Origin of the sequence: Marivirga sp., assembly GCF_051117495.1 — a bacterium.
Lineage (GTDB): Bacteria > Bacteroidota > Bacteroidia > Cytophagales > Cyclobacteriaceae > Marivirga.
This window is the reverse complement of the sequence record NZ_JBNPEF010000004.1, coordinates 397730-416463: the sequence shown is the minus strand read 5'-3', so window position 1 is coordinate 416463 and position 18734 is coordinate 397730. Positions and strand designations below refer to the sequence as shown.

The 18734-nt window shown below is 33.9% G+C and carries 17 protein-coding genes; 11 read left to right on the top strand and 6 right to left on the bottom strand.

The genetic code is table 11. The annotated features are described in order from the left end of the window. Window positions 1–13 precede the first annotated feature (13 nt). Window positions 14–772 (bottom strand): hypothetical protein, encoded by a 759-nt coding sequence (locus ACFE0M_RS02980; protein WP_434544251.1) that lies wholly within the window; start codon window positions 770–772, stop codon window positions 14–16. A gap of 192 nt (window positions 773–964) precedes the next feature. Between ACFE0M_RS02980 and ACFE0M_RS02975 the strand changes: the two genes are divergently transcribed. The 5 genes from ACFE0M_RS02975 (at window position 965) to ACFE0M_RS02955 (ending at window position 7387) form a co-directional block, all read left to right on the top strand. Beyond that, entirely contained in the window at window positions 965–1582 is a 618-nt protein-coding gene (locus ACFE0M_RS02975; protein ID WP_434544250.1) for a 2OG-Fe(II) oxygenase, read from the top strand. A 100-nt stretch (window positions 1583–1682) separates the two neighbouring features. Beyond that, the gene (locus ACFE0M_RS02970; RefSeq protein WP_434544249.1) at window positions 1683–3035 is read left to right on the top strand and encodes an aminotransferase class I/II-fold pyridoxal phosphate-dependent enzyme; all 1353 of its coding nucleotides are present in this window, start codon (window positions 1683–1685) and stop codon (window positions 3033–3035) included. A 295-nt stretch (window positions 3036–3330) separates the two neighbouring features. Next, window positions 3331–3780: a carboxypeptidase-like regulatory domain-containing protein gene (locus ACFE0M_RS02965; RefSeq protein ID WP_434544248.1), complete on the top strand. Its 450-nt coding sequence runs from the start codon at window positions 3331–3333 to the stop codon at window positions 3778–3780. Window positions 3781–3798: 18 nt separating this feature from the next. After that, window positions 3799–5769, top strand: coding sequence for an outer membrane beta-barrel protein (locus ACFE0M_RS02960; protein ID WP_434544247.1), 1971 nt, complete (start codon window positions 3799–3801; stop codon window positions 5767–5769). Between the two features lie 166 nt (window positions 5770–5935). Continuing rightward, entirely contained in the window at window positions 5936–7387 is a 1452-nt protein-coding gene (locus ACFE0M_RS02955; protein WP_434544246.1) for a S1C family serine protease, read from the top strand. A 62-nt stretch (window positions 7388–7449) separates the two neighbouring features. On the opposite strand, the gene ACFE0M_RS02950 is transcribed toward ACFE0M_RS02955, so the two are convergent. Together ACFE0M_RS02950 and ACFE0M_RS02945 are read right to left on the bottom strand one after the other, a co-directional pair. Next, window positions 7450–8226 (bottom strand): DUF4382 domain-containing protein, encoded by a 777-nt coding sequence (locus tag ACFE0M_RS02950; RefSeq protein ID WP_434544245.1) that lies wholly within the window; start codon window positions 8224–8226, stop codon window positions 7450–7452. A gap of 171 nt (window positions 8227–8397) precedes the next feature. Then, window positions 8398–9381: a zinc dependent phospholipase C family protein gene (locus ACFE0M_RS02945; protein WP_434544244.1), complete on the bottom strand. Its 984-nt coding sequence runs from the start codon at window positions 9379–9381 to the stop codon at window positions 8398–8400. 267 nt (window positions 9382–9648) lie between these two features. On the opposite strand from ACFE0M_RS02945, the gene rpsT reads away from it, so the two are divergent. The 3 genes from rpsT to ACFE0M_RS02930 all read left to right on the top strand — a co-directional run bounded on the left by rpsT (window position 9649) and on the right by ACFE0M_RS02930 (window position 11103). Then, window positions 9649–9903: a 30S ribosomal protein S20 gene (rpsT, locus tag ACFE0M_RS02940; protein ID WP_434544243.1), complete on the top strand. Its 255-nt coding sequence runs from the start codon at window positions 9649–9651 to the stop codon at window positions 9901–9903. Window positions 9904–10014: 111 nt separating this feature from the next. Further along, on the top strand, window positions 10015–10719 hold the full coding sequence (gene radC / locus ACFE0M_RS02935) for a RadC family protein (protein WP_434544242.1): 705 nt from the start codon (window positions 10015–10017) through the stop codon (window positions 10717–10719). Window positions 10720–10734: 15 nt separating this feature from the next. After that, window positions 10735–11103 (top strand): hypothetical protein, encoded by a 369-nt coding sequence (locus ACFE0M_RS02930; protein ID WP_434544241.1) that lies wholly within the window; start codon window positions 10735–10737, stop codon window positions 11101–11103. Here the strand turns inward: ACFE0M_RS02930 and ACFE0M_RS02925 are convergent. Then, the gene (locus ACFE0M_RS02925) at window positions 11088–12287 is read right to left on the bottom strand and encodes a PAS domain S-box protein (protein ID WP_434544240.1); all 1200 of its coding nucleotides are present in this window, start codon (window positions 12285–12287) and stop codon (window positions 11088–11090) included. The genes ACFE0M_RS02930 and ACFE0M_RS02925 overlap by 16 nt on opposite strands. Window positions 12288–12465: 178 nt before the next feature. On the opposite strand from ACFE0M_RS02925, the gene ACFE0M_RS02920 reads away from it, so the two are divergent. The 3 genes from ACFE0M_RS02920 (at window position 12466) to ACFE0M_RS02910 (ending at window position 15530) form a co-directional block, all read left to right on the top strand. Continuing rightward, on the top strand, window positions 12466–12990 hold the full coding sequence (locus ACFE0M_RS02920; protein WP_013455213.1) for an acyl-CoA thioesterase: 525 nt from the start codon (window positions 12466–12468) through the stop codon (window positions 12988–12990). Then, window positions 12990–13481 (top strand): hypothetical protein, encoded by a 492-nt coding sequence (locus tag ACFE0M_RS02915; RefSeq protein WP_434544239.1) that lies wholly within the window; start codon window positions 12990–12992, stop codon window positions 13479–13481. Before ACFE0M_RS02920 ends, ACFE0M_RS02915 begins: the two co-directional genes overlap by 1 nt. A 126-nt stretch (window positions 13482–13607) precedes the next feature. Beyond that, window positions 13608–15530, top strand: a complete 1923-nt coding sequence (locus tag ACFE0M_RS02910; protein WP_434544238.1) for a tetratricopeptide repeat-containing sensor histidine kinase — start codon at window positions 13608–13610, stop codon at window positions 15528–15530. Between the two features lie 273 nt (window positions 15531–15803). Here the strand turns inward: ACFE0M_RS02910 and ACFE0M_RS02905 are convergent, their stop codons facing one another. Then, window positions 15804–17150, bottom strand: coding sequence for an OprD family outer membrane porin (locus ACFE0M_RS02905; protein WP_434544237.1), 1347 nt, complete (start codon window positions 17148–17150; stop codon window positions 15804–15806). Window positions 17151–17219: 69 nt separating this feature from the next. Beyond that, window positions 17220–18635 carry an MBL fold metallo-hydrolase gene (locus ACFE0M_RS02900; RefSeq protein ID WP_434544236.1) on the bottom strand — a complete coding sequence of 472 codons (1416 nt, stop codon included), beginning with the start codon at window positions 18633–18635 and terminating at the stop codon, window positions 17220–17222. Between the last annotated feature and the right edge of the window lie 99 nt (window positions 18636–18734).

Here is an 18734-nt window from a genome sequence, read left to right as displayed (position 1 = left end):
AATCCTCAATATTTTATTCCTGTTTAATTAAACAGTAATTATCAAGATTAAAATTCTCTTGATAATTATTAATACTATTTTCTTTCACATTGAAGTCTAAAGAATTTCTATCAATAATTTTTGGAATAATCTTTTCGTAGATTAAATCTTCCGGCAGTTCATTTACTGGTATTTCTTTCCTTGATTTATGATCATTTTTAAATGCTTTTTCATACTCCAATGAGTTCAACCACAATACATGATTAAAATTGATTTTTTCATAATTGGACTTCAGGGTTGATTTAAAGTGATTTTGATTTTTTTTACCGTTCAAATTTGGAGTGAAAGGTTTATATTTTTCATCAAATGAAAATCTTTTCCCCAGATTGATATTATTCTCCTTCATTAAGCTTTCAATCATATTAAACAACCCTTGTTGTTTTAGATCGATTAAAATAGAATTGAAAACTTTAATTTTTTGCCAATCTTCTTTTAATGCATTGCTTAATTGTTCAAACGCAAGTAATGCCCGCATTCTTCTGCAAATTTCCAATTTTATTTCACAAAACATTCCATCCAATTCCTTCTGAAATGCCTCTTCCTTTCCTTTTAGATGTTTGTTATGGTTTAGGATATCCATAATGGTTTGGAATTTTACTTTTCCGTAAAACTCACTTTGGTTTATTTCAGCATTTTTGAATTGGTTTAAAAAGGCAATTATCCCGTCAGTAGTGGTGATTAGCTTAAAATGTAAATCAAAAACTAAAACTGCTCCCTCTTTCTTTGAAATCATAAACAAAAATTTCTTACTTTTTAAAAAGCGTAAGGGATGGTTGAATTATAAATTTATTAAGCGGTTTATAAACCTACCTAAAAATACAATACGTTAAAAGTAGGTCTATGTTTTTTAATGAAAAATTTACTGCTAGGATAATTTAAATTCAATTTTAAACATAATTTATTCTATTTTTGCGCTAAGATGAATATGAATAATAATACACTTTTTCACGCAATAGATCAGTTGAGTGAAATCGGTTATTTTGTTTGGGATGATTTCATTTCCAAAGAAGAGATAAAAACGCTAATTTCAATAGCCAATAAAGGCAAGCATTCGGGTGATTTCAAAAAAGCAGGAATAGGTAAACAAGCGCTTTTTCAATTAGATAAAAGCATAAGGGGAGATTATATCCAATGGTTGGACAGGAAAAACAATCATGAATCTGTTCAAAGATTTTTAGATCAAATTGAGTTGTTAAAAAACAATTTAAATGAAACTTGCTATTTGGGTATTAAGGATTTTGAAACTCATTTTGCCATTTATCCTGAAAATACTTTTTACAAAAAACATGTAGATCGATTTCAGCAAAATGCCCATAGGGTGATCTCTTTTGTATTGTATCTTAATGAAAATTGGAAAGAGGATCATGGTGGGGAATTGGCAAATTATTTAGATCATAAAATCGAGAAGGTGGCTCCTTTAGCTGGTCGTTTACTTCTTTTTAGGAGTGAACTGGAGCATGAAGTTTTAATGTCTTACAAAACTCGATATAGCCTAACAGGCTGGATGTTAGACAAAGACATGAGTTTAACATTTCTCCCCTAAATTAGTTATGAATAAAAATTATTTTATTAAGCATTTAAGGCTTGAATTTTAATATTTCCTGCCTTAAATTGATAACTTTATTAAACCAAAACTTTACGGTATGTCACTAAAATCAATCCCTACAAAGAAGCACTATCATCTATTCGATGACCATCAAATAGACCACATGTATTTTGATATTTCTCCTGCTGGGGAAATAGATGCTAATAAATATTCTCTATATAACTTTACGGGAGATCCAAAATTGGAATATGCCGAATGGGATAGCCGAATGGATATGATGAACAGTTGGTTTTCTGATATGAAGAAAAGCAACCGTTTTCTATATGAAAGGGAATCAATTGATGGCTCAAAAGTGGTTTCAAAAGTAATTGATCCAGAAACACGTGAGGTAAGGGAAATGCTCAATTTTGCTTCCAATGATTATCTGAACCTAACCCAGGATAAAAGGATATGGGAAAAGGTTAATGAAGTAGTTAGTCAATATGGAGGAGGTGCAGGTGGGGCTCCTTTATTAAGTGGTACAATGGGTATCATCAGAGAACTGCAAGAGCAGATCTCTACAATGAAGGCAATGGAAGCCTCCATTGTTTATACTTCTGGCTATGCTGCTAACATTGGAACTATTTCAGGTTTACTGGGCCATAAGGATATAGCGATTTATGATATGTTTTCTCATGCCAGCTTGATAGATGGCAGTAAAGGATCCAATAAAAAGTTCTTTGCGCATAACGACCCTGCTTCACTGGATAAGGTTCTAAAGAGCGTTCAGAATAAATTTATCAATAAATTAGTGGTGGTGGATGGTGTATATTCTATGGACGGTGATATATGTAATTTGCCCGAGATACTGGATGTAGCGCACTATTATGGTGCCTGGGTTTTAGTGGATGAGGCTCATGCAACCGGAGTGATTGGTAAAAATGGTAAAGGCACCGTTGATTATTTCGGATTGGAAGGCAAAGTGGATATTATTACAGGCACATTAAGTAAATCCGTTGGTGCAGTGGGTGGTTTTGTTTCTGCTTCCCAAAAGCTAATCAATTACCTTAAGTATAGTAGCAGATCCTATATGTTTTCCACTTCTCCTTATTTGCCTGCGGTTGCGGCCGCTTTAGAAGGCTTAAAATTGATTGAGAAAAATGAAGCGGGTCAAGATAAGCTTTGGGATAATATTCAATATGTGAAGGATAGATTACTGAAAGCAGGCTTTAATATCGGAAATGCCGAAACGGCCATTTTCCCAATCATTATTGGTGATGACAATAAAGTTAAAGAAATGACTTACAAGTTGCACCAACGAAATATCTTTGTAAATCCTGTCCCATATCCTGCAGTTCCTAGAAAATTGACCAGAGTTAGAATGACAGTGACCGCTGGGTTTTCATTCGAGCAATTAGATTACACTTTGAATCAAATTGAAGAAATTGGAAGGGAATTGGGAATAATTTAGAAAACCTCGTTTTAATAAATCATGGTAAGGGTCTTAATTCTTATTGTGATTTATTTTTACAAGTATAAACACTCTTTTATCTTACTTTTACCCCACTTGTTGATCCTCTTTTTTTCATGGATATTTTGTACGATTGTTCATTTCTGAAATTGGTACGTGTTCACAATCGTACATAATATTTACAGAATATCCTACAAATCACCTTCTAAACCCAGAATAAGCCACTTACACAAAATGGCACATTACGTGCATCGAGAGCTAGCATGAATGCATCTACTAACTAAACAACAAGAACATGCAAACGCTCAAGAATATGAAAATTATTTTAACTTTTTTAATGCTCACACTTTTTTTAAGCAGTTTTGCCCAAGCGCAAACTGGCTCGATCAGAGGTGTCTTGACCGACACCGAGAAGGCACCGCTTCCTTATAGTAATGTGGCGGTTTATCAATCTTCGGATTCAAGTCTATTGACTGGAAGCATCACCGATGCTAAAGGCCAATTTAATATCAATGTGAAATACGGTGATTATTATTTGAAAATTTCAGCAGTAGGTTTTGAATCCTATCTTTCTAAAAGTATAACTGTAAATGAAAGTAATTCAACTGTAGATTTCTCAACGATTCAATTGCAAGAAGATGTGCAAGTAATGGATGCGGTGGAAGTTAAGGCTATGCGTCCGCAAGTTGTTGTGGAAGCAGATAAAATGGTGGTGTCAGTCGAAGGAACTGCCATGGCAGCTTGAGCAACTGCTTATGAGGTATTGGAGAAATCCCCGGGTGTTTTTGTGGATCAGGATGGAAATATTCAGCTAAATGGAAAATCAGGTGTGCAGGTGATGATTGATGGACGGAGATCTTATTTATCAGCCACTGATTTGCAAAATATGTTGCAGGGCATGTCAGCGGATAATATTAAAACTATAGAAATCATTAATAATCCATCTGCTAAATATGATGCTGAAGGAAATGCCGGAATCATTAATATCACATTAAAGAAAAATAATATTCAGGGAGTTAATGGAAGTGTAAATGCCAGCTATAGATATAATGAAATGCAAAACTATAATACTGGATTGCAATTGAATCATAAAAAAGGTAATTGGAATTCTTTCGTAAATGCCGATTTATCCCAAAGAGGAAGGATCAGAGATGCGGGTTTCTACAGAGAAATTACTCAAAACAATGGTGTCACGACAATTTTTGATCAAACAGGAAAGGAATTGGTAAACAGGGTCATCCCTTCTATGAGAATCGGAACAGATTACGATTTTAATGATAGACAATCTGTTGGCATAATGGTCAATGTTTATGGTCAGGACGTTCATCATGATTTTAATATTGATACTGATTTGGAGCAGGGTGCTAATAATTTCAAGATCAATTCTGATAATCAGATAAAGTATCAATTCTTAAATACTCAGGCTAATTTACACTATGTTCATAAATTAGATACCAACGGAACCAAAATCACAACGGATTTTAATTATGTGAAATTAATTAATGATGGTGGTTCCACATTTACCAATAGATACTTTCAGGAAGGCAATGCAGAACCAAATGCAGTTGAGCGTTTGGAAAACGAAAACCCATTTGCTTATGATATTTACTCGGCCCAAGTAGATTTTGAAGGCAAAATATTTGAAAAAGTTAAAGTTGAAGCTGGACTTAAAGCTAGTCATGTAGTTTCTGATAATGAAATTGAATTTTATGAGTTGGAAGATAACCAAAGAACACTTGATCCCAATAGATCCAATCATTTCGTTTATACAGAACAGATTTTTGCTGGCTACAGTAGCTTTGCTGGAAATTTAGGTGAGAAACTATCATATAAATTAGGGTTAAGAGCAGAACAAACCTATTCAGAAGGAGAGTCATTAACACTTAACACCATTAATGAAAGAAATTATTTTAATCTATTTCCTAGTTTCTTCTTGCAACACAATGTAGCTAAAGACTATCAAGTAAATTATAATTACAGCAGAAGAATTGACAGACCCAATTATAGTAATCTGAACCCATTTGTAATGTATTTAGATCCTTATACTTGGGCACAGGGAAATCCATATTTGAGACCACAGTTTACGCACTCGATGTCGGTTACTCAAACAATTTTTGGGCAATATAATTTAGTGTTGAATTATGGATTAACCAGTGATTTTATCGCGGAGGTTCCAACCCAAAATCCTGAAGATGGAACAACCGTTTTTATACAAGAGAATATTGATGACCAAGTGAATTATAGTGCAACAGCCGTAATCCCTTTCCAAGCATTCAAATGGTGGTCAATCAATGCAAATCTTTCAGTATTTCATCAAGAGTTCACTACTTATTTGAATGGGAACCAAGTGGAAAATAATGCTACTTCTGCTTTTGCAAGAGCGGGAAATACCTTCATGTTGCCAAATGATTTCAAGTTGGAGCTTAATGGTGATTATAGATCTAATACAGTTTGGGGATTGTATGCTATTGGAGCACAATGGGGAATTGATTTTGCAATAAAGAAAAGCTTTTTAGATAAACGATTGGATGCTTCTTTGAATTTAACTGATATTTTCAGAACCAGAAGATTTGAGGGAAGCTCTAATTTCAATGGCAATATCAACGAAATAAGTCAATATTTCGGTCAACAGAGTATCGGCTTTTCATTAAGATATAGATTCAGTAAAGGAGAAGAATTCAAAGCCCGACAAAGAAATACCAATTTAGAGGAATTAAACAGGGCTGGAGGATGATACACAGTTTAGGTTAACAATAAAAGCTGTGAAACGGTGGTCTTTTTGGGACTGCCGTTTTTTGTTTTTTTCCTTAAACAGAATTATTTTCTTTTCCGTAAAAATATTCGGTACAATATATGTCATATAATTTCATTAAATAGATATTGGATAAATTAAATAGAATATGAATCAATATTTGAAAACTACAATCAGTGCAATTTTAGGAGGGGTTATAGGCGCTTTACTAATTCTTCACTTAACAAATAATGATAACCATCAAAAACCCGAAATAAGTAATGATGCTTTTCAAGCCCCTATAAGTAATGTTGCCAACCGAAATTTTGAAGAGGATTTTTCAAATTCCGTCAATAAAATTCCTGAATTAGATTTTGTAGAAGCATCCAAAAATAGCCGTGAAAGTGTGGTCTATATCAAAACTGTTTCAGAAGCCTATGGCAGAAGTTCTTGGTTAGACCTGTGGTTAGGCGGAAGCGGAAGCATGCAACAAGTAGGCTCTGGTTCTGGCGTAATTTTCAAATCTGATGGTTATATCATCACCAATAACCACGTGATTGAAGGGGCGGATGAAATAGAAGTAGTAAGGAAAAAGAAAACTTACAAGGCCAGCTTGGTTGGGCGTGATCCTTCCACTGATTTGGCAGTATTAAAAATTGATGAAAAAAATTTGCCGGCAATCTCCATTGGTTCTTCTAAAGACTTAAAAGTAGGTTCTTGGGTTTTGGCTGTAGGCAATCCTTTTAATTTAACATCAACAGTAACGGCTAGAATTGTGAGTGCAAAGGGAAGAGAACTTAATATTCTGAAAAGCAATTTTCCAATAGAATCTTTCATTCAAACCGATGCGGCCATTAACCCGGGCAATAGTGGAGGGGCATTGGTAAATCCTCAAGGAGAATTGGTAGGAATCAATACCGCCATTCTGTCAAGAACGGGCTCTTATGCAGGATACGGGTTTGCGGTTCCTATTGATATTGCCAAAAAGATAGCTACTGATATTATTGAATATGGAATGGTGCAAAAGGCATTTTTGGGGGCTGAAGTCTCCAGTTTAACACCTGAGGTAGCCGATAAGTTAAACACTCAAAATTTAGATGGGGTAGTGGTAAGTTATATTCAGGAACAGGGCGCAGCTAATAAAGTAAATCTTCAAAAGGGGGATATTATCAGGGAGTTTAATGGTGAGGATATTAGTACACATGCCGAATTTGAAGAAAAGCTTAGCATGCTTTCTCCTGGTGATAAACTGTATTTGACGATTGACAGAAATGGTAAAAGCATTCAAAAAGAATTAATTTTAACCAATAGTGAAAATACAACCGAATTACTGAAACGAGATGTTTATTTCTCTAAATCATTAGCAGCTGAATTTGAAAGTGTACCTCTAGTTGAGAGAAATTTATTGGACATCAAAAGTGGAGTGAGAGTAGTGGATGTCAAAAATGGATTTTTTAAAAGACTTAATATTGATGAAGGTTTTATTATCACCGATATCAATGGAAAGGAAGTTAATAGTCCAAAAGAACTATCTAATATTTTAGAATCAATTAAAGGAAAAGTAGTGGTAAGAGGGGTGAATAAAAAGGGTGTAAAAGGTTATTATTCTTATTATTTTTAAAGGAAGAAGGCTGGTTCAAATTACTAGAACCAGCCTTCTTTACATTTAAATTTTAAAGAATATTAATCTTCGTCATCATCGTCATCATTGTCATCATCATCATCTTCGTCAAATTCGTCTTCAAATGCATCGGCAATATCATCAATAGCATCTATTATATCATCAGCTAGGTCTGTGTTTCCGTCCTCATCCGAAGGATTTATTTGAATAATTCCATCTTCATTTCCGTCAGTAGCACCAGAAATATCTACCAATGAAAATAAGCTGTTTAAATCAAATTGAAGATTGATTAGAGTAGCGGAAGCTTCCTCAAGGGTAAGCATCCCGTTTTCAAATTCAATCTCAAAGTCTAAATCCTCATCATGCCAAAACTCAAAAGGAGTCCCGTTAATTGTTCCGGTAATAATAAAGGATTTTTCAAATATTTCACTATTGCTGTCATTGTTTTCATTAATGGTAAATTCGATTTCTTCGTAATTTCCTTCTGGTAAATCTACCTCAGCTAAAGTTTGTTCTATTCCATTATTCCCATCAATTAAATTAACAACAAATGGTCCGTCTAATTCGATATCACTTACGAAAGGTCCTTCAGATTCATCGTCATCATCGACTTCAAGCTCGATTTCTTCAATATTTATAATAAAAGAAGAAATCACAATGTCATTTGCTGTTCTTTGAGTTGGGTTATTGTATGCTGCACTTAATTTTATGACTGTATTTTCTTGAATTGTTTCTACGTCATTATTTTGACATGATAGCAAAAAGAATGCACTCATCATCACTGCCATCAATTTTGATCCCCAAAAGTTGAAAGCATTTTTTAATTTGTTCTTTTTCATAATTTTGATTTTTTATTCATACACAAACACGTTAATTCCATTAAAGGAATTTAAGCTAAGACGAATAGAGTGGTAATTTATTTTAAACTAACTCAATTATTTCTCTCCCTCTATTCATTTATAGTGGTTATAATCTTTTGATGAGCTTAAAAGTTTATGAATTCAAGAGAATTAATCCTTTACCCCACTTTCATGGCGCCTCAATTCTTCATCAGAGCCTTGCTTAATAAATTCTTCATCATTGAAAATAGCTCGTTCATCAATTAAAATATCCAAATCGGGCTGTCCTGCATTAACCCATGCAGTGTACCAATAATCCCCCACCATTTTAATGGAATTCCGCATTCTTCTTTCAACCTGATTGCCTAAAAGGCTGTGATAAGCTTTGGAAAAATCCCTTGAATAAACTTTTACATTAACATTTCCCCTTAGCTCTGAGCTATATTTTCGGTCATCAGCCATTTTTTCGGTCAATTTTTTTTCAAAATCAAATACCGAATCTAAGGCTAAATGCGCATCTTTTACCGCATCCCAGATAGCTAATTGCGTATTGTCCACATATTGGGCTTTTCCGATGAAAAAGTCATATTCCGCTGAAAAAAGTTCTGGTAGCCGAGATTCCCAGAAACCATGGATGCCATATTGACCAGTTAATTGACCGTTATAATTTTCCGTGGTATGCAAAGGAACATTAGCATCAGCTATGTAATGCCCCAAGTCCGCAGAATATCTTAAAATATCCTCTGCATTATTTTCTTTAAAAGCTTCTGTTAATTGATAGGTGACCAAATGTACGTGCCAAGGCACAATTCCATAAGCTTGTAAAGTATCTTCTGTATATTGCTCTACGGCATCTTGCCAATATCTAGGCATTTTATAAACCGCACTATCGCCATATACATCCAAATCAATATAATGGCGGGGTGCCTCATAATCCACAGCATAGCGTCTTCTATCAGGGTTTACAGCATTCTCCGTAATATATTGAATATGGTGTTTGTAAAAAGTAATCATTTCAGGTGGGAGCCTGAAAACCGCTAATCGGTTGATTTTTTGGTGAGCGAAAAAGCCCCAATTTGGTTTTCTATCAGAATTAACTTGAAATGAGTTTAAAAAAATTATTAAAAATAGACAATTGAGGAGAAAGCGCTTCATCTTATAATTTTGGTTAATTTTATTTCTAATGTAAAAATAGAAATTTAAAATGCCATGGTTCAGAATTCAATAAACAGCTTATTTTTTAATAAAATAGACTATTTTTGCAAAGCTTTTTAGGACAAAAGGTGTTGATTTCGGAGAATTCCTTATTTTTTATAAAAATAACTCATGATAAAAACGAATTGGCTTTGTTTAGTAAAACAAATTCTTTTAAATTTGCAGTCCTTAAAAAGAAAGCAAGAAATACATTCAATATAAATCAATATGGCAAATCATAAGTCAGCATTAAAAAGAATTCGCTCAAGTGCGGCAAGACGTTTGAGAAACAGATATCAGGCTAAGACCACTAGAACTTATATCCGTAAGTTGAGGGCTACAGAAGACAAAGCGCAAGCTGAGGATTTATTGAAAACTGTAACTTCAATGTTGGACAGATTAGCGAAGAAAAATATTATCCACAAGAAAAAAGCGGATAACAACAAATCTAAATTAGCAAAGTACGTAGCTAAATTAGCTTAAGAATTTTTAAGACATTAGTCTTGAGCCTCAACTTGATCAGTTGAGGCTTTTTTAGTTTGTACTTATTTGATAACTTTTGGGCATTATAAATTCAATTTTAAATACACCCAAATGGAAAACGAACAGTATTCGGCAGTTTCAAGCATCAAAAGCTGGGCGGAGGCAGACCGGCCACGAGAAAAATTATTGACGCATGGTCGTACTGTCTTATCCGATGCGGAATTAATTGCTATTTTGATAGGTTCAGGAACTCAATCTCTTTCCGCTATAGATGTGGGTAAGAATATATTGGCTGGAGTCAATAATGATTTGAATCATTTGGCTAAATTCTCTGTGAAAGAACTGATGAAGTTTAAAGGCATAGGTCAGGCAAAAGCCATTTCCATAATTGCGGCCTTGGAATTGGGCAGAAGAAGAAAAGAATCAGCTGTTCAGGAAAAGCCAAAGATTGTTTCTTCTCAAGATGCTTATGAATTGCTGAAATCTGTCATGCTGGATTTGCACCATGAGGAATTTTGGGTGATTATGATGAATAGGGCCAATAGAGTAATCCGAATGAAAAGGATTAGTAGCGGAGGTATTTCAGGTACCGTGGCGGATGTTAAAATTATTTTTAAAGAAGCGATAGACCAAATGGCCTCTAGCTTGATTTTAGCACATAACCATCCATCAGGAAATCGAAACCCCAGCAATGAGGATGTTCGTTTAACTCAAAAAATGAAGGAAAGCGGCACTATACTGGATATTCCAGTATTAGATCATATAATTTTTGCAGAAGATAAATATTATAGCTTTGCTGATGAAGCAATGCTTTAAAATTGAAATGTAACTATGGATAATAATCCCGAATTGAACGGAAAATATTTAGGAACCATCACGGAGGATTTTGTGGCCATTTCTGAAACTTTAAAAGAGGCGTCCTATGCAGTCAGGAAACAAGGTTTTTCCGAATATCCGATTTTCCCTATTTGCAAAACCGAACAACCTATTGGGCAGGTACTGATTGGGGCAGGCGAGTTAAACCTAACATGGAATTATTTTATAACCTATTTGGATGAATTCATTCAAAGAAAAATAATCGATGAAGATAAAGTTGAGGAATTTAAGCAAGCATACAAAAACCCTGATGAATTTTGTTGTTTGTTTGTAATCGATACTGATATGACCAGTTTCGTTTATGTACCTTATCCAGAGGATTGATTATCTCTTTTTTCTTGAATAAGTTCCAAGGCGATTCTGCTTAGGTTGTCATTCATTTTTCTGATCACTTTATCCATCTCGGCTGTTGTGTTTTTTAATTTATCTATTAAAAAAGTTGGATCTTCATATTTTTCGAAGAGTAAAGTGAATCCCATCATGCTGGTCAATGGGCCTCTCAGTTCATGAGAGGTTTGAAAAGCATAGTCTGTGAAGTCGTCCAATAGCTTTTGTTGATTAAGCTCTAAATTTTTCTTTTCGGTAATATCATAGCTGATCGACATAAATTTATATATCTCACCTTTATGATTTTTAATGGGGCTAATTACAATATCTACCCAATAATATTTTCCAGATTTACTTTTATTTTTTACATCAGCCCTCCATATTTCCCCAGCTTTAATTTTCTGCCACATATCCTTCCAAAATATTGGTTCATGTTCTCCTGATTCCAAAATTTCAATGGGTTGGCCAATTAATTCATTTTTGGCGTAACCACTCACCCTGCAGAATTCGCTATTGACTTCTTGAATATTTCCATCAATTCCCGTAACAGATACCAGAGCGGCTTTATCCAAAGCTTTTTCAAAATTTTCACGTTCCAGTTCTGCCATAACTTTTTTATTGACATTAATGGCATTGACAATTCTGCATGCTTTTCCCTTGTAAACAGTTATATGTGAGAATATATTGACATAAAACAACTTACCATTTTTGTCTTGATGTAACCATTCACCGCTGTCTTTGAAATCTTCGGTCAAATTTCCCAGGTGCGTTTTTAGTTTTTCCTTTTCTGAATCAGGTCTTAAGTGATTAAGGTTTAATTGAGATAATTCTTGTAGGCTGTATTTATATTGATCACTAGCGGCTTTGTTTGCCAAAAGTATATCCTTTGATTCTATATCATAAATATACATTGGGTTGGGGTTGTCTTGAAATAAGCGCTTAAAGTCATTTTTAACTAATAAAAGTAGGTTTGTTTTTCTTTTGATTAAGTAATACAAAAGAATTGAAGTGATGAATACATAGAAGAAGCCTTTCCATTGACTGATCGTGGTGATTATATTTTGACTGAAATTAAGCTCATCTGAAATAAAGAATAATAGTGCGTCACTTAATCCAATCCATATAATTCCTGCTGATAAATAAACGAGGGGAATAACCCAGTCTTTTTCTTCCAGTTTCATAGATGCAAGAGAATTTCTTCTAATTTTTGGTGGAATTTAAAATACACAAGATAAGAATTACTAAGGATTTAATGAATATAATAAGCTGAATATCGGTACTTTTTTTAAACAGTAAATCCTCATAATAGCAAGTCGGTTTGCTAACTATGTTTTATCTTTGCTTCAAATCATAATAAACATGCCAAAGCAAGCAAAAAACCCTAAAGATACTTATACGATCATGACTGAACTGGTATTGCCCAATGATACCAACCCGCTTAATAATTTAATGGGTGGTCGTTTGATGCATTGGATGGATATTGTTTCTGCCATAGCAGCTCAAAAACACTGCAACCGTATTGTGGTAACAGCTTCAGTTGATAATATCTCATTCCAGCACCCTATCGCTTTAGGAGATGTAGTCACATTGGAAGCTAAAGTAACCCGTGCTTTTAGTTCATCTGTGGAAGTACATATAGTAGTGAAAGGTGAAAACATACCTTCAGGAAAGAAATATCCTTCCAATTCGGCTTTCTTTACTTTTGTGGCAGTTGATCAATCAGGCAGACCAATTGATGTTCCTGAATTAATTCCTGAAACAGAAGAGGAGCAGGAGTTATTTGATGGTGCTTTAAGAAGAAGGCAGCTAAGACTGGTATTGGGTAAAAGAATGAAGCCGGAAGAAGCTACTGAATTAAAATCTATTTTTAAATTGGATGAATAATGGAAATAGAAAAAGACTACTTAGCTCAACTATTTGATGGTGATCAACTTTACGTTTTCAAAGATGATAGCGATAAAGTAGTATATGCTGCGGAAACCGAGAGTCCTGCTTCAAACGAAGTTAAGGAGCCTCAAAGTGAAATTAAGTCACAACCCAAAGTTGCAGATCCTAAGAAAACACAAAAAGAGATTGTTATTTTGGTGAATCAGAATTTAGGTAGTCATGAAAAAGATACGCTTAATAAATTATTAAAAGCTATAAATATAGAAGAGGGTCAATATGAAATCATTCAAGAGCACCCAGAGCAATTGAAAGCTATTCAGCATTTGAAGTTATTCCTTTCTTTTCATAACCAGTTTGTACAGTCCTCCGAATACTCAATTCTTAAAATAAATAAAGGCAATGCGATCTATGCACATGATCTTGCTGAACTTAATCAAGACACTTCTAAAAAAGTTATGCTTTGGAATCTGCTTAAAACAATTGTTTAGATAAAATTGATTTATTTATAATCAATTAACATAAAGGTAAGTAATGATTTTAAAAATAAATTTTCAAAAACCTATAGATTTTAATCACAATAACTTAATTTGTGTTTTTTACTTTTTCGAGTTATTGTGATATTAATATTAAATCTTCTCATTTTAAATTTTAACATAATTTTTGATCAAGATGTCAAAGATTATCGAGGGTTTATTATAAAAGGCGATTCATGCTTAGCCGTTGAAGAATATCAGTGCGCCATTCAATATTATGATAGTATTGATGCGGATTTAATGAAATTTGAATCTGATAATGAAAGACTAAAATATCAACTGAATTATTCCGATGCATTATATATAACGGCTGAATATCCCAATGCCCTGAAACAATATGAGGTATTAAAATCAATAGCCATCGAAAGCCAAAATAAATTTTATCTGGGAAAGGCACAGATTGGGATAGCTCATTCCTTATGGAGAATGACTGATAATGTGAGATCAATAAAAGAAATCTTGCAAGGGATTCAGATATTTGAAGAACTTCAAGATACTTCAAACTTAATTGAAGCCTCTAATATATTAGCCGGGATTTATGTAAGTATTCAAAAATATGAAGATGCCAGGTCCATTTATCAGAAAATGTTGGGTTATGCTATTCAGTCAAATGATTCTTTTAATATAGCGGCTAACTATGAATATTTGGGAATAGTAGATTGTTTTCAGGCTAAATATCAGGATGCAATCTTTAACTATCAAAAGGCATTAGCAATTAATGAAAGGCGAGATAATACATTCAAACTATCGATAACGCTTGGAAATATTGCTGAACCTAAAATGGAGTTAGGTCAATATCAAGAAGCTTTGGAGCTGCTTTATCAGGCTGTGAAGATTCAAGAAAAACATCAATACAAATCCGTTTTAATTTATAGTTATTACACTTTAGGGGAAATTCATACGCTTACGCAATCTTATGATAGTGGCTTGTATTATTACGGTAAATCTTTAAAGATGATGGATGAAACCACTGAATCGCGTGAAAAAGAGAAGGTTTACAGATTAATAGCTGAAAATTATGCAAAACAAGATTTGTTTGAAAAGGCCTATGAATACCATCAATTGCATAGTTCAGAAAAAGATTCTTTGATCGCATCAGAAAGAAGCCGCCAGCTCGAAGAAATTAAAACACGCTATGAAGTGGAAAGAAAAAACAAAGAAAATGAGGACTTGATATCTCAGAACACCAAAAAACAGCAAGAACTTACAGCTCAAAAGGATATCATTCAATTACAATATACTGTCGGTGTTTTAATTATTATATTTTTAGTAATTTCAATCTTCTTAGCATTTCGATTATATAATGCCAGACAAACTTTAATCAATGCCAATAATAGCAAAGATAAATTATTCGGGATTATTGCCCATGATTTAAAGGGACCCATTGGCAATATTGGAGCAATGGTTAACCTATTAAAGGTTGAACCTGATGAAAAAAGAAAATCTCAATATTTTAATTATCTCACACAGTCGGTGCAAAACATCTCAGTATTGACTAATCAATTATTGTCATGGACTTTTAGTCAGAAAGGAGACTTTATTTTTAATATAGAAAAATTGACTGTAAGAGATGTTGCTGACAAGACAATTGAAATATTTGATTATCAATTGGATGAAAAAGATATCAAAATCGTAAATGAAATTGATAAAGAGTTTAAAGTGTTGGCTGATGAGAACGCATTATTGACCATTTTTAGAAATCTGATTTCCAATGCTCTAAAATTTACTAAAAAAGGGGGTGAAATTAAATTGAATGCCATTAATGAAGGGAATTATATCAAGATAAACATATCTGATAGCGGGGTTGGTATGAGCTCCGAAGTAATTCAAAAAGTATTAATGGGTAAACATGTGGTAAGTAGCATTGGTACGGACAATGAACACGGAAGCGGTCTTGGTTTTTCTATCGTAATTGAGTTTGTGAAAAAAATGAAAGGAAAAATTGATATTCAGAGCGATGGAAAAACTGGGACAACTGTGATTTTGAAATTAAGAAAAGCTTAAAACCTGAGTTCGACTCTAATTTATAAATTCAGATTTTCATATAATTCAATAGACAAGGCGTCTTTAAGAAGATATAGCGAGCTATTTCGAGGGAAGACAACGCAGTATATTGTATTATATGGAAAAGCTTTTTCTATCCCGCCTCTAAACAGCGATTTTCTTCCTAAAAATCCCTTGCAATAGCCCGCTATTGCTTCAGAATTTTTAGTTGAAACTCATCCGCCAGCTGGTGGAGGTTCTGAATCCTAAATTATAATCGAACTCAGGTTTAAACTAAAATTTATAGTTCACAATCAATTGTGAATGAAATATATCTTCATATAAAAATGAACCTTTGCTAAAGCCTTCAGTCATAAAATAAGAATTTAAAAATCTGATTTTAAGGTTTTTCCAATCCTCTTTTAAATGAGTTTGAATATCTAAGCTTAATTGAGTTAGGGAACTTTCTTCTTTATTTTGATGGAAATTACTATGCACTCCATATAATCCAATATTCAAAGATGACCAGCTTTCAATAGGCTGAAAATCCATTTTAAGTGCTTGACTGTTTACCTGATCTAAGCCTTCAATCCTATGACGGCTGATAAACGTATAAAACGGTTCCGCTCCCCATTCACTTGGAAACTTTAAAGCATTCTCAGTCAAGCTAATGGTTTGGTTGTAAGATATTTGCCATGCTGTTCCAATCCATTTTAATTGACCTGATAAGAGTTGAGCCTTGTGATTTTTTTCAAGAAAATGATTTTCAGTCAATGAATTTTGAAATAAATACTGAACACCCAATTTTATTGAGTTTTGGCTATATTCCAATTGATTAAAAGATACAAAACTTATATTGTCAATATAGTATTGCCAAGAATGTAAGCTAATCTTTTCATTTGGTAAATAATGCCCCCCTAATAGTCCAAGTCCTTGTGTAGTGATAGCATGATGTTCTTTTTCAGAGTCAAGTAAATGATCATAAAGCCCTATGCTTTCACTTATACTTATCCATTCTGTAGTGGAGCGAGGAGATACTTTATTAAAAAATCCTCCATTAATTTCAAATCGATGACCTTCATTCCAATCTAACCATATTCCCTGAAAAGCAGAGGGCTTCATTCTGGAATCTTGAGGGTTTACAAGAGGTGTGTTTAATAACATTTTCCCTACTTTAATATAGGAATCTTTGTAGCGATATTTTATAAAAAGCTCTTCAAGTCGGTCTAAATCATGTTTATTATTTGGGTCTTCTAAATCAAATAATTGTCGTTCCCATTTTGGTGTATAAGGATTTTCGGTTGAATTACTTAAGTCTGTTGAAAGAATATTATAGGTGTAAATTCCTCCAATTCCCATCTGAAAACCATGCCAATAAGCACTGTGATAGTAAATTCTTCCACCCAAACCTGAGGCAGCACTAAAATTTTTGCTTTCTGGTCTGTAGGTTTGAATTGAATTGCTGCGGAACAATCCGCTTACATGCCCTTTTTTAAACCATTCATGAAAACTATGCGCTTCATTCGGATTGAATGAACCATGTTTAACCGAATCAATAGACTCAAATTGTTGGTGGTTATTCTGCGCCTGCAAGAAGATTGGGGTAAAAATCAAGAATAATATATATGAATAAATTTTCATATAAATATGTTTAAAAAAGAGGCTCGCTTAAAAATTAAGAGAGCCTCTAATGTTAGAACCTATTATTATTTATTTTAATGTTGAAGGACAAACATAATCTGTTTTAGGGATGTCCGTCTCGCTGATGGCTTTAAATCCACCTGCAATATCCACTAAATTATGAACGCCTCTTGATTTCATGATAGAAGCTGCAATCATGGAACGGTATCCTCCAGCACAATGCACATGATAAGTCTGCTCTTTATCCAACTCATCAAAATTATCATTGATATAATCTAATGGGAAGTTTTGCGCGTTCTCCACATGCTCTGATTGGAATTCTGTTGGTTTTCTTACGTCTAATACAGTTAAATCACCAGATTTCAATTCAGATGCAAACTCAGTTGCTGGAATTGATTTTACACTATCCGTTTCTTTTCCTGCTGCTTTCCAGGCTTTCAATCCACCTTTTAAATATCCTAAAGTGTTGTCATATCCAACTCTAGACAAACGCGTAACGATTTCTTCTTCTCGTCCTTCTTCAGTGATGAAAACAATTGGCTGCTGTAAATCTGGAATTAAAGCACCTACCCATGGAGCAAAGCTTCCGTCAATTCCAATAAATATTGAGTTTGGAATGTGCTCTTTAGCAAATTCTTCCTGATGACGAGTGTCCAATACTAAAGCGCCTTCATGATTAGCCATAGCTTCAAATGTTTCTACATCTAAACCTACATTTCCTTTTTCTAAGATTTTATCTAAACCTGAAGTGTCAGCTGATTTATTCATAGCTACGTTCTGAGCAAAATACTGTGGTGGAGGTAATAATCCGTCAGTTACTTCTGCAATGAACTCTTCTTTGGTCATATCCGCTCTTAGTGCATAGTTTGTTTTCTTCTGATTGCCTAAAAGGTCAGTAGTTTCTTTACTCATGTTTTTACCACATGCAGATCCTGCACCATGTGCTGGGTAAACTACTACATCATCAGGCAAAGTCATGATTTGGTTTCTCAAGCTGTCGAAAAGCATTCCAGCTAAATCTTCTTGAGTGATTTTTCCGGCTTTTTGTGCCAAATCAGGACGTCCTACATCACCAATAAATAAAGTATCACCACTGAAGATAGCTTTTTCATTTCCTTCTTTATCTAGTAATAAGTAAGTAGTACTTTCTAAAGTATGACCAGGCGTATGTAAAACTTTGATTTTTATATCTCCAATTTCAAAGATTTCACCGTCTGTTGCTTCATGCATTTTAAAATCTGTTTTGGCTCCTGGACCATAAACAATAGTTGCTCCAGTTTTATCAGCCAAATCAACATGACCTGAAACGAAATCCGCATGAAAGTGAGTCTCAAAAATATATTTGATTTTAGCTCCGTCTTTTTCTGCTTTTTCAATATAAGGAGCAGATTCTCTTAAAGGATCTATGATAGCAGCTTCTCCATTGCTTTCAATATAATAGGCACCTTGCGCTAAACATCCTGTATAAATTTGTTCTATGTTCATAACTCTAAATAATTTTCTTTTTTACACTTCTCACAAATATACGGCAGTGTTAAAAAGTGGATTGTAACATCAGTTACTGATTGATTTAAAATGCCATTT

Bases quoted from the DNA above. Each gene is read 5' to 3' on its own strand.
- ACFE0M_RS02980 (WP_434544251.1), bottom strand. From the start codon at position 772: ATGATTTCAAAGAAAGAGGGAGCAGTTTTAGTTTTTGATTTACATTTT.
- ACFE0M_RS02975 (WP_434544250.1), top strand. From the start codon at position 965: ATGAATAATAATACACTTTTTCACGCAATAGATCAGTTGAGTGAAATC.
- ACFE0M_RS02970 (WP_434544249.1), top strand. From the start codon at position 1,683: ATGTCACTAAAATCAATCCCTACAAAGAAGCACTATCATCTATTCGAT.
- ACFE0M_RS02965 (WP_434544248.1), top strand. From the start codon at position 3,331: ATGCAAACGCTCAAGAATATGAAAATTATTTTAACTTTTTTAATGCTC.
- ACFE0M_RS02955 (WP_434544246.1), top strand. From the start codon at position 5,936: ATGAATCAATATTTGAAAACTACAATCAGTGCAATTTTAGGAGGGGTT.
- ACFE0M_RS02950 (WP_434544245.1), bottom strand. From the start codon at position 8,226: ATGAAAAAGAACAAATTAAAAAATGCTTTCAACTTTTGGGGATCAAAA.
- ACFE0M_RS02945 (WP_434544244.1), bottom strand. From the start codon at position 9,381: ATGAAGCGCTTTCTCCTCAATTGTCTATTTTTAATAATTTTTTTAAAC.
- rpsT (WP_434544243.1), top strand. From the start codon at position 9,649: ATGGCAAATCATAAGTCAGCATTAAAAAGAATTCGCTCAAGTGCGGCA.
- radC (WP_434544242.1), top strand. From the start codon at position 10,015: ATGGAAAACGAACAGTATTCGGCAGTTTCAAGCATCAAAAGCTGGGCG.
- ACFE0M_RS02930 (WP_434544241.1), top strand. From the start codon at position 10,735: ATGGATAATAATCCCGAATTGAACGGAAAATATTTAGGAACCATCACG.
- ACFE0M_RS02925 (WP_434544240.1), bottom strand. From the start codon at position 12,287: ATGAAACTGGAAGAAAAAGACTGGGTTATTCCCCTCGTTTATTTATCA.
- ACFE0M_RS02920 (WP_013455213.1), top strand. From the start codon at position 12,466: ATGCCAAAGCAAGCAAAAAACCCTAAAGATACTTATACGATCATGACT.
- ACFE0M_RS02915 (WP_434544239.1), top strand. From the start codon at position 12,990: ATGGAAATAGAAAAAGACTACTTAGCTCAACTATTTGATGGTGATCAA.
- ACFE0M_RS02905 (WP_434544237.1), bottom strand. From the start codon at position 17,150: ATGAAAATTTATTCATATATATTATTCTTGATTTTTACCCCAATCTTC.
- ACFE0M_RS02900 (WP_434544236.1), bottom strand. From the start codon at position 18,635: ATGAACATAGAACAAATTTATACAGGATGTTTAGCGCAAGGTGCCTAT.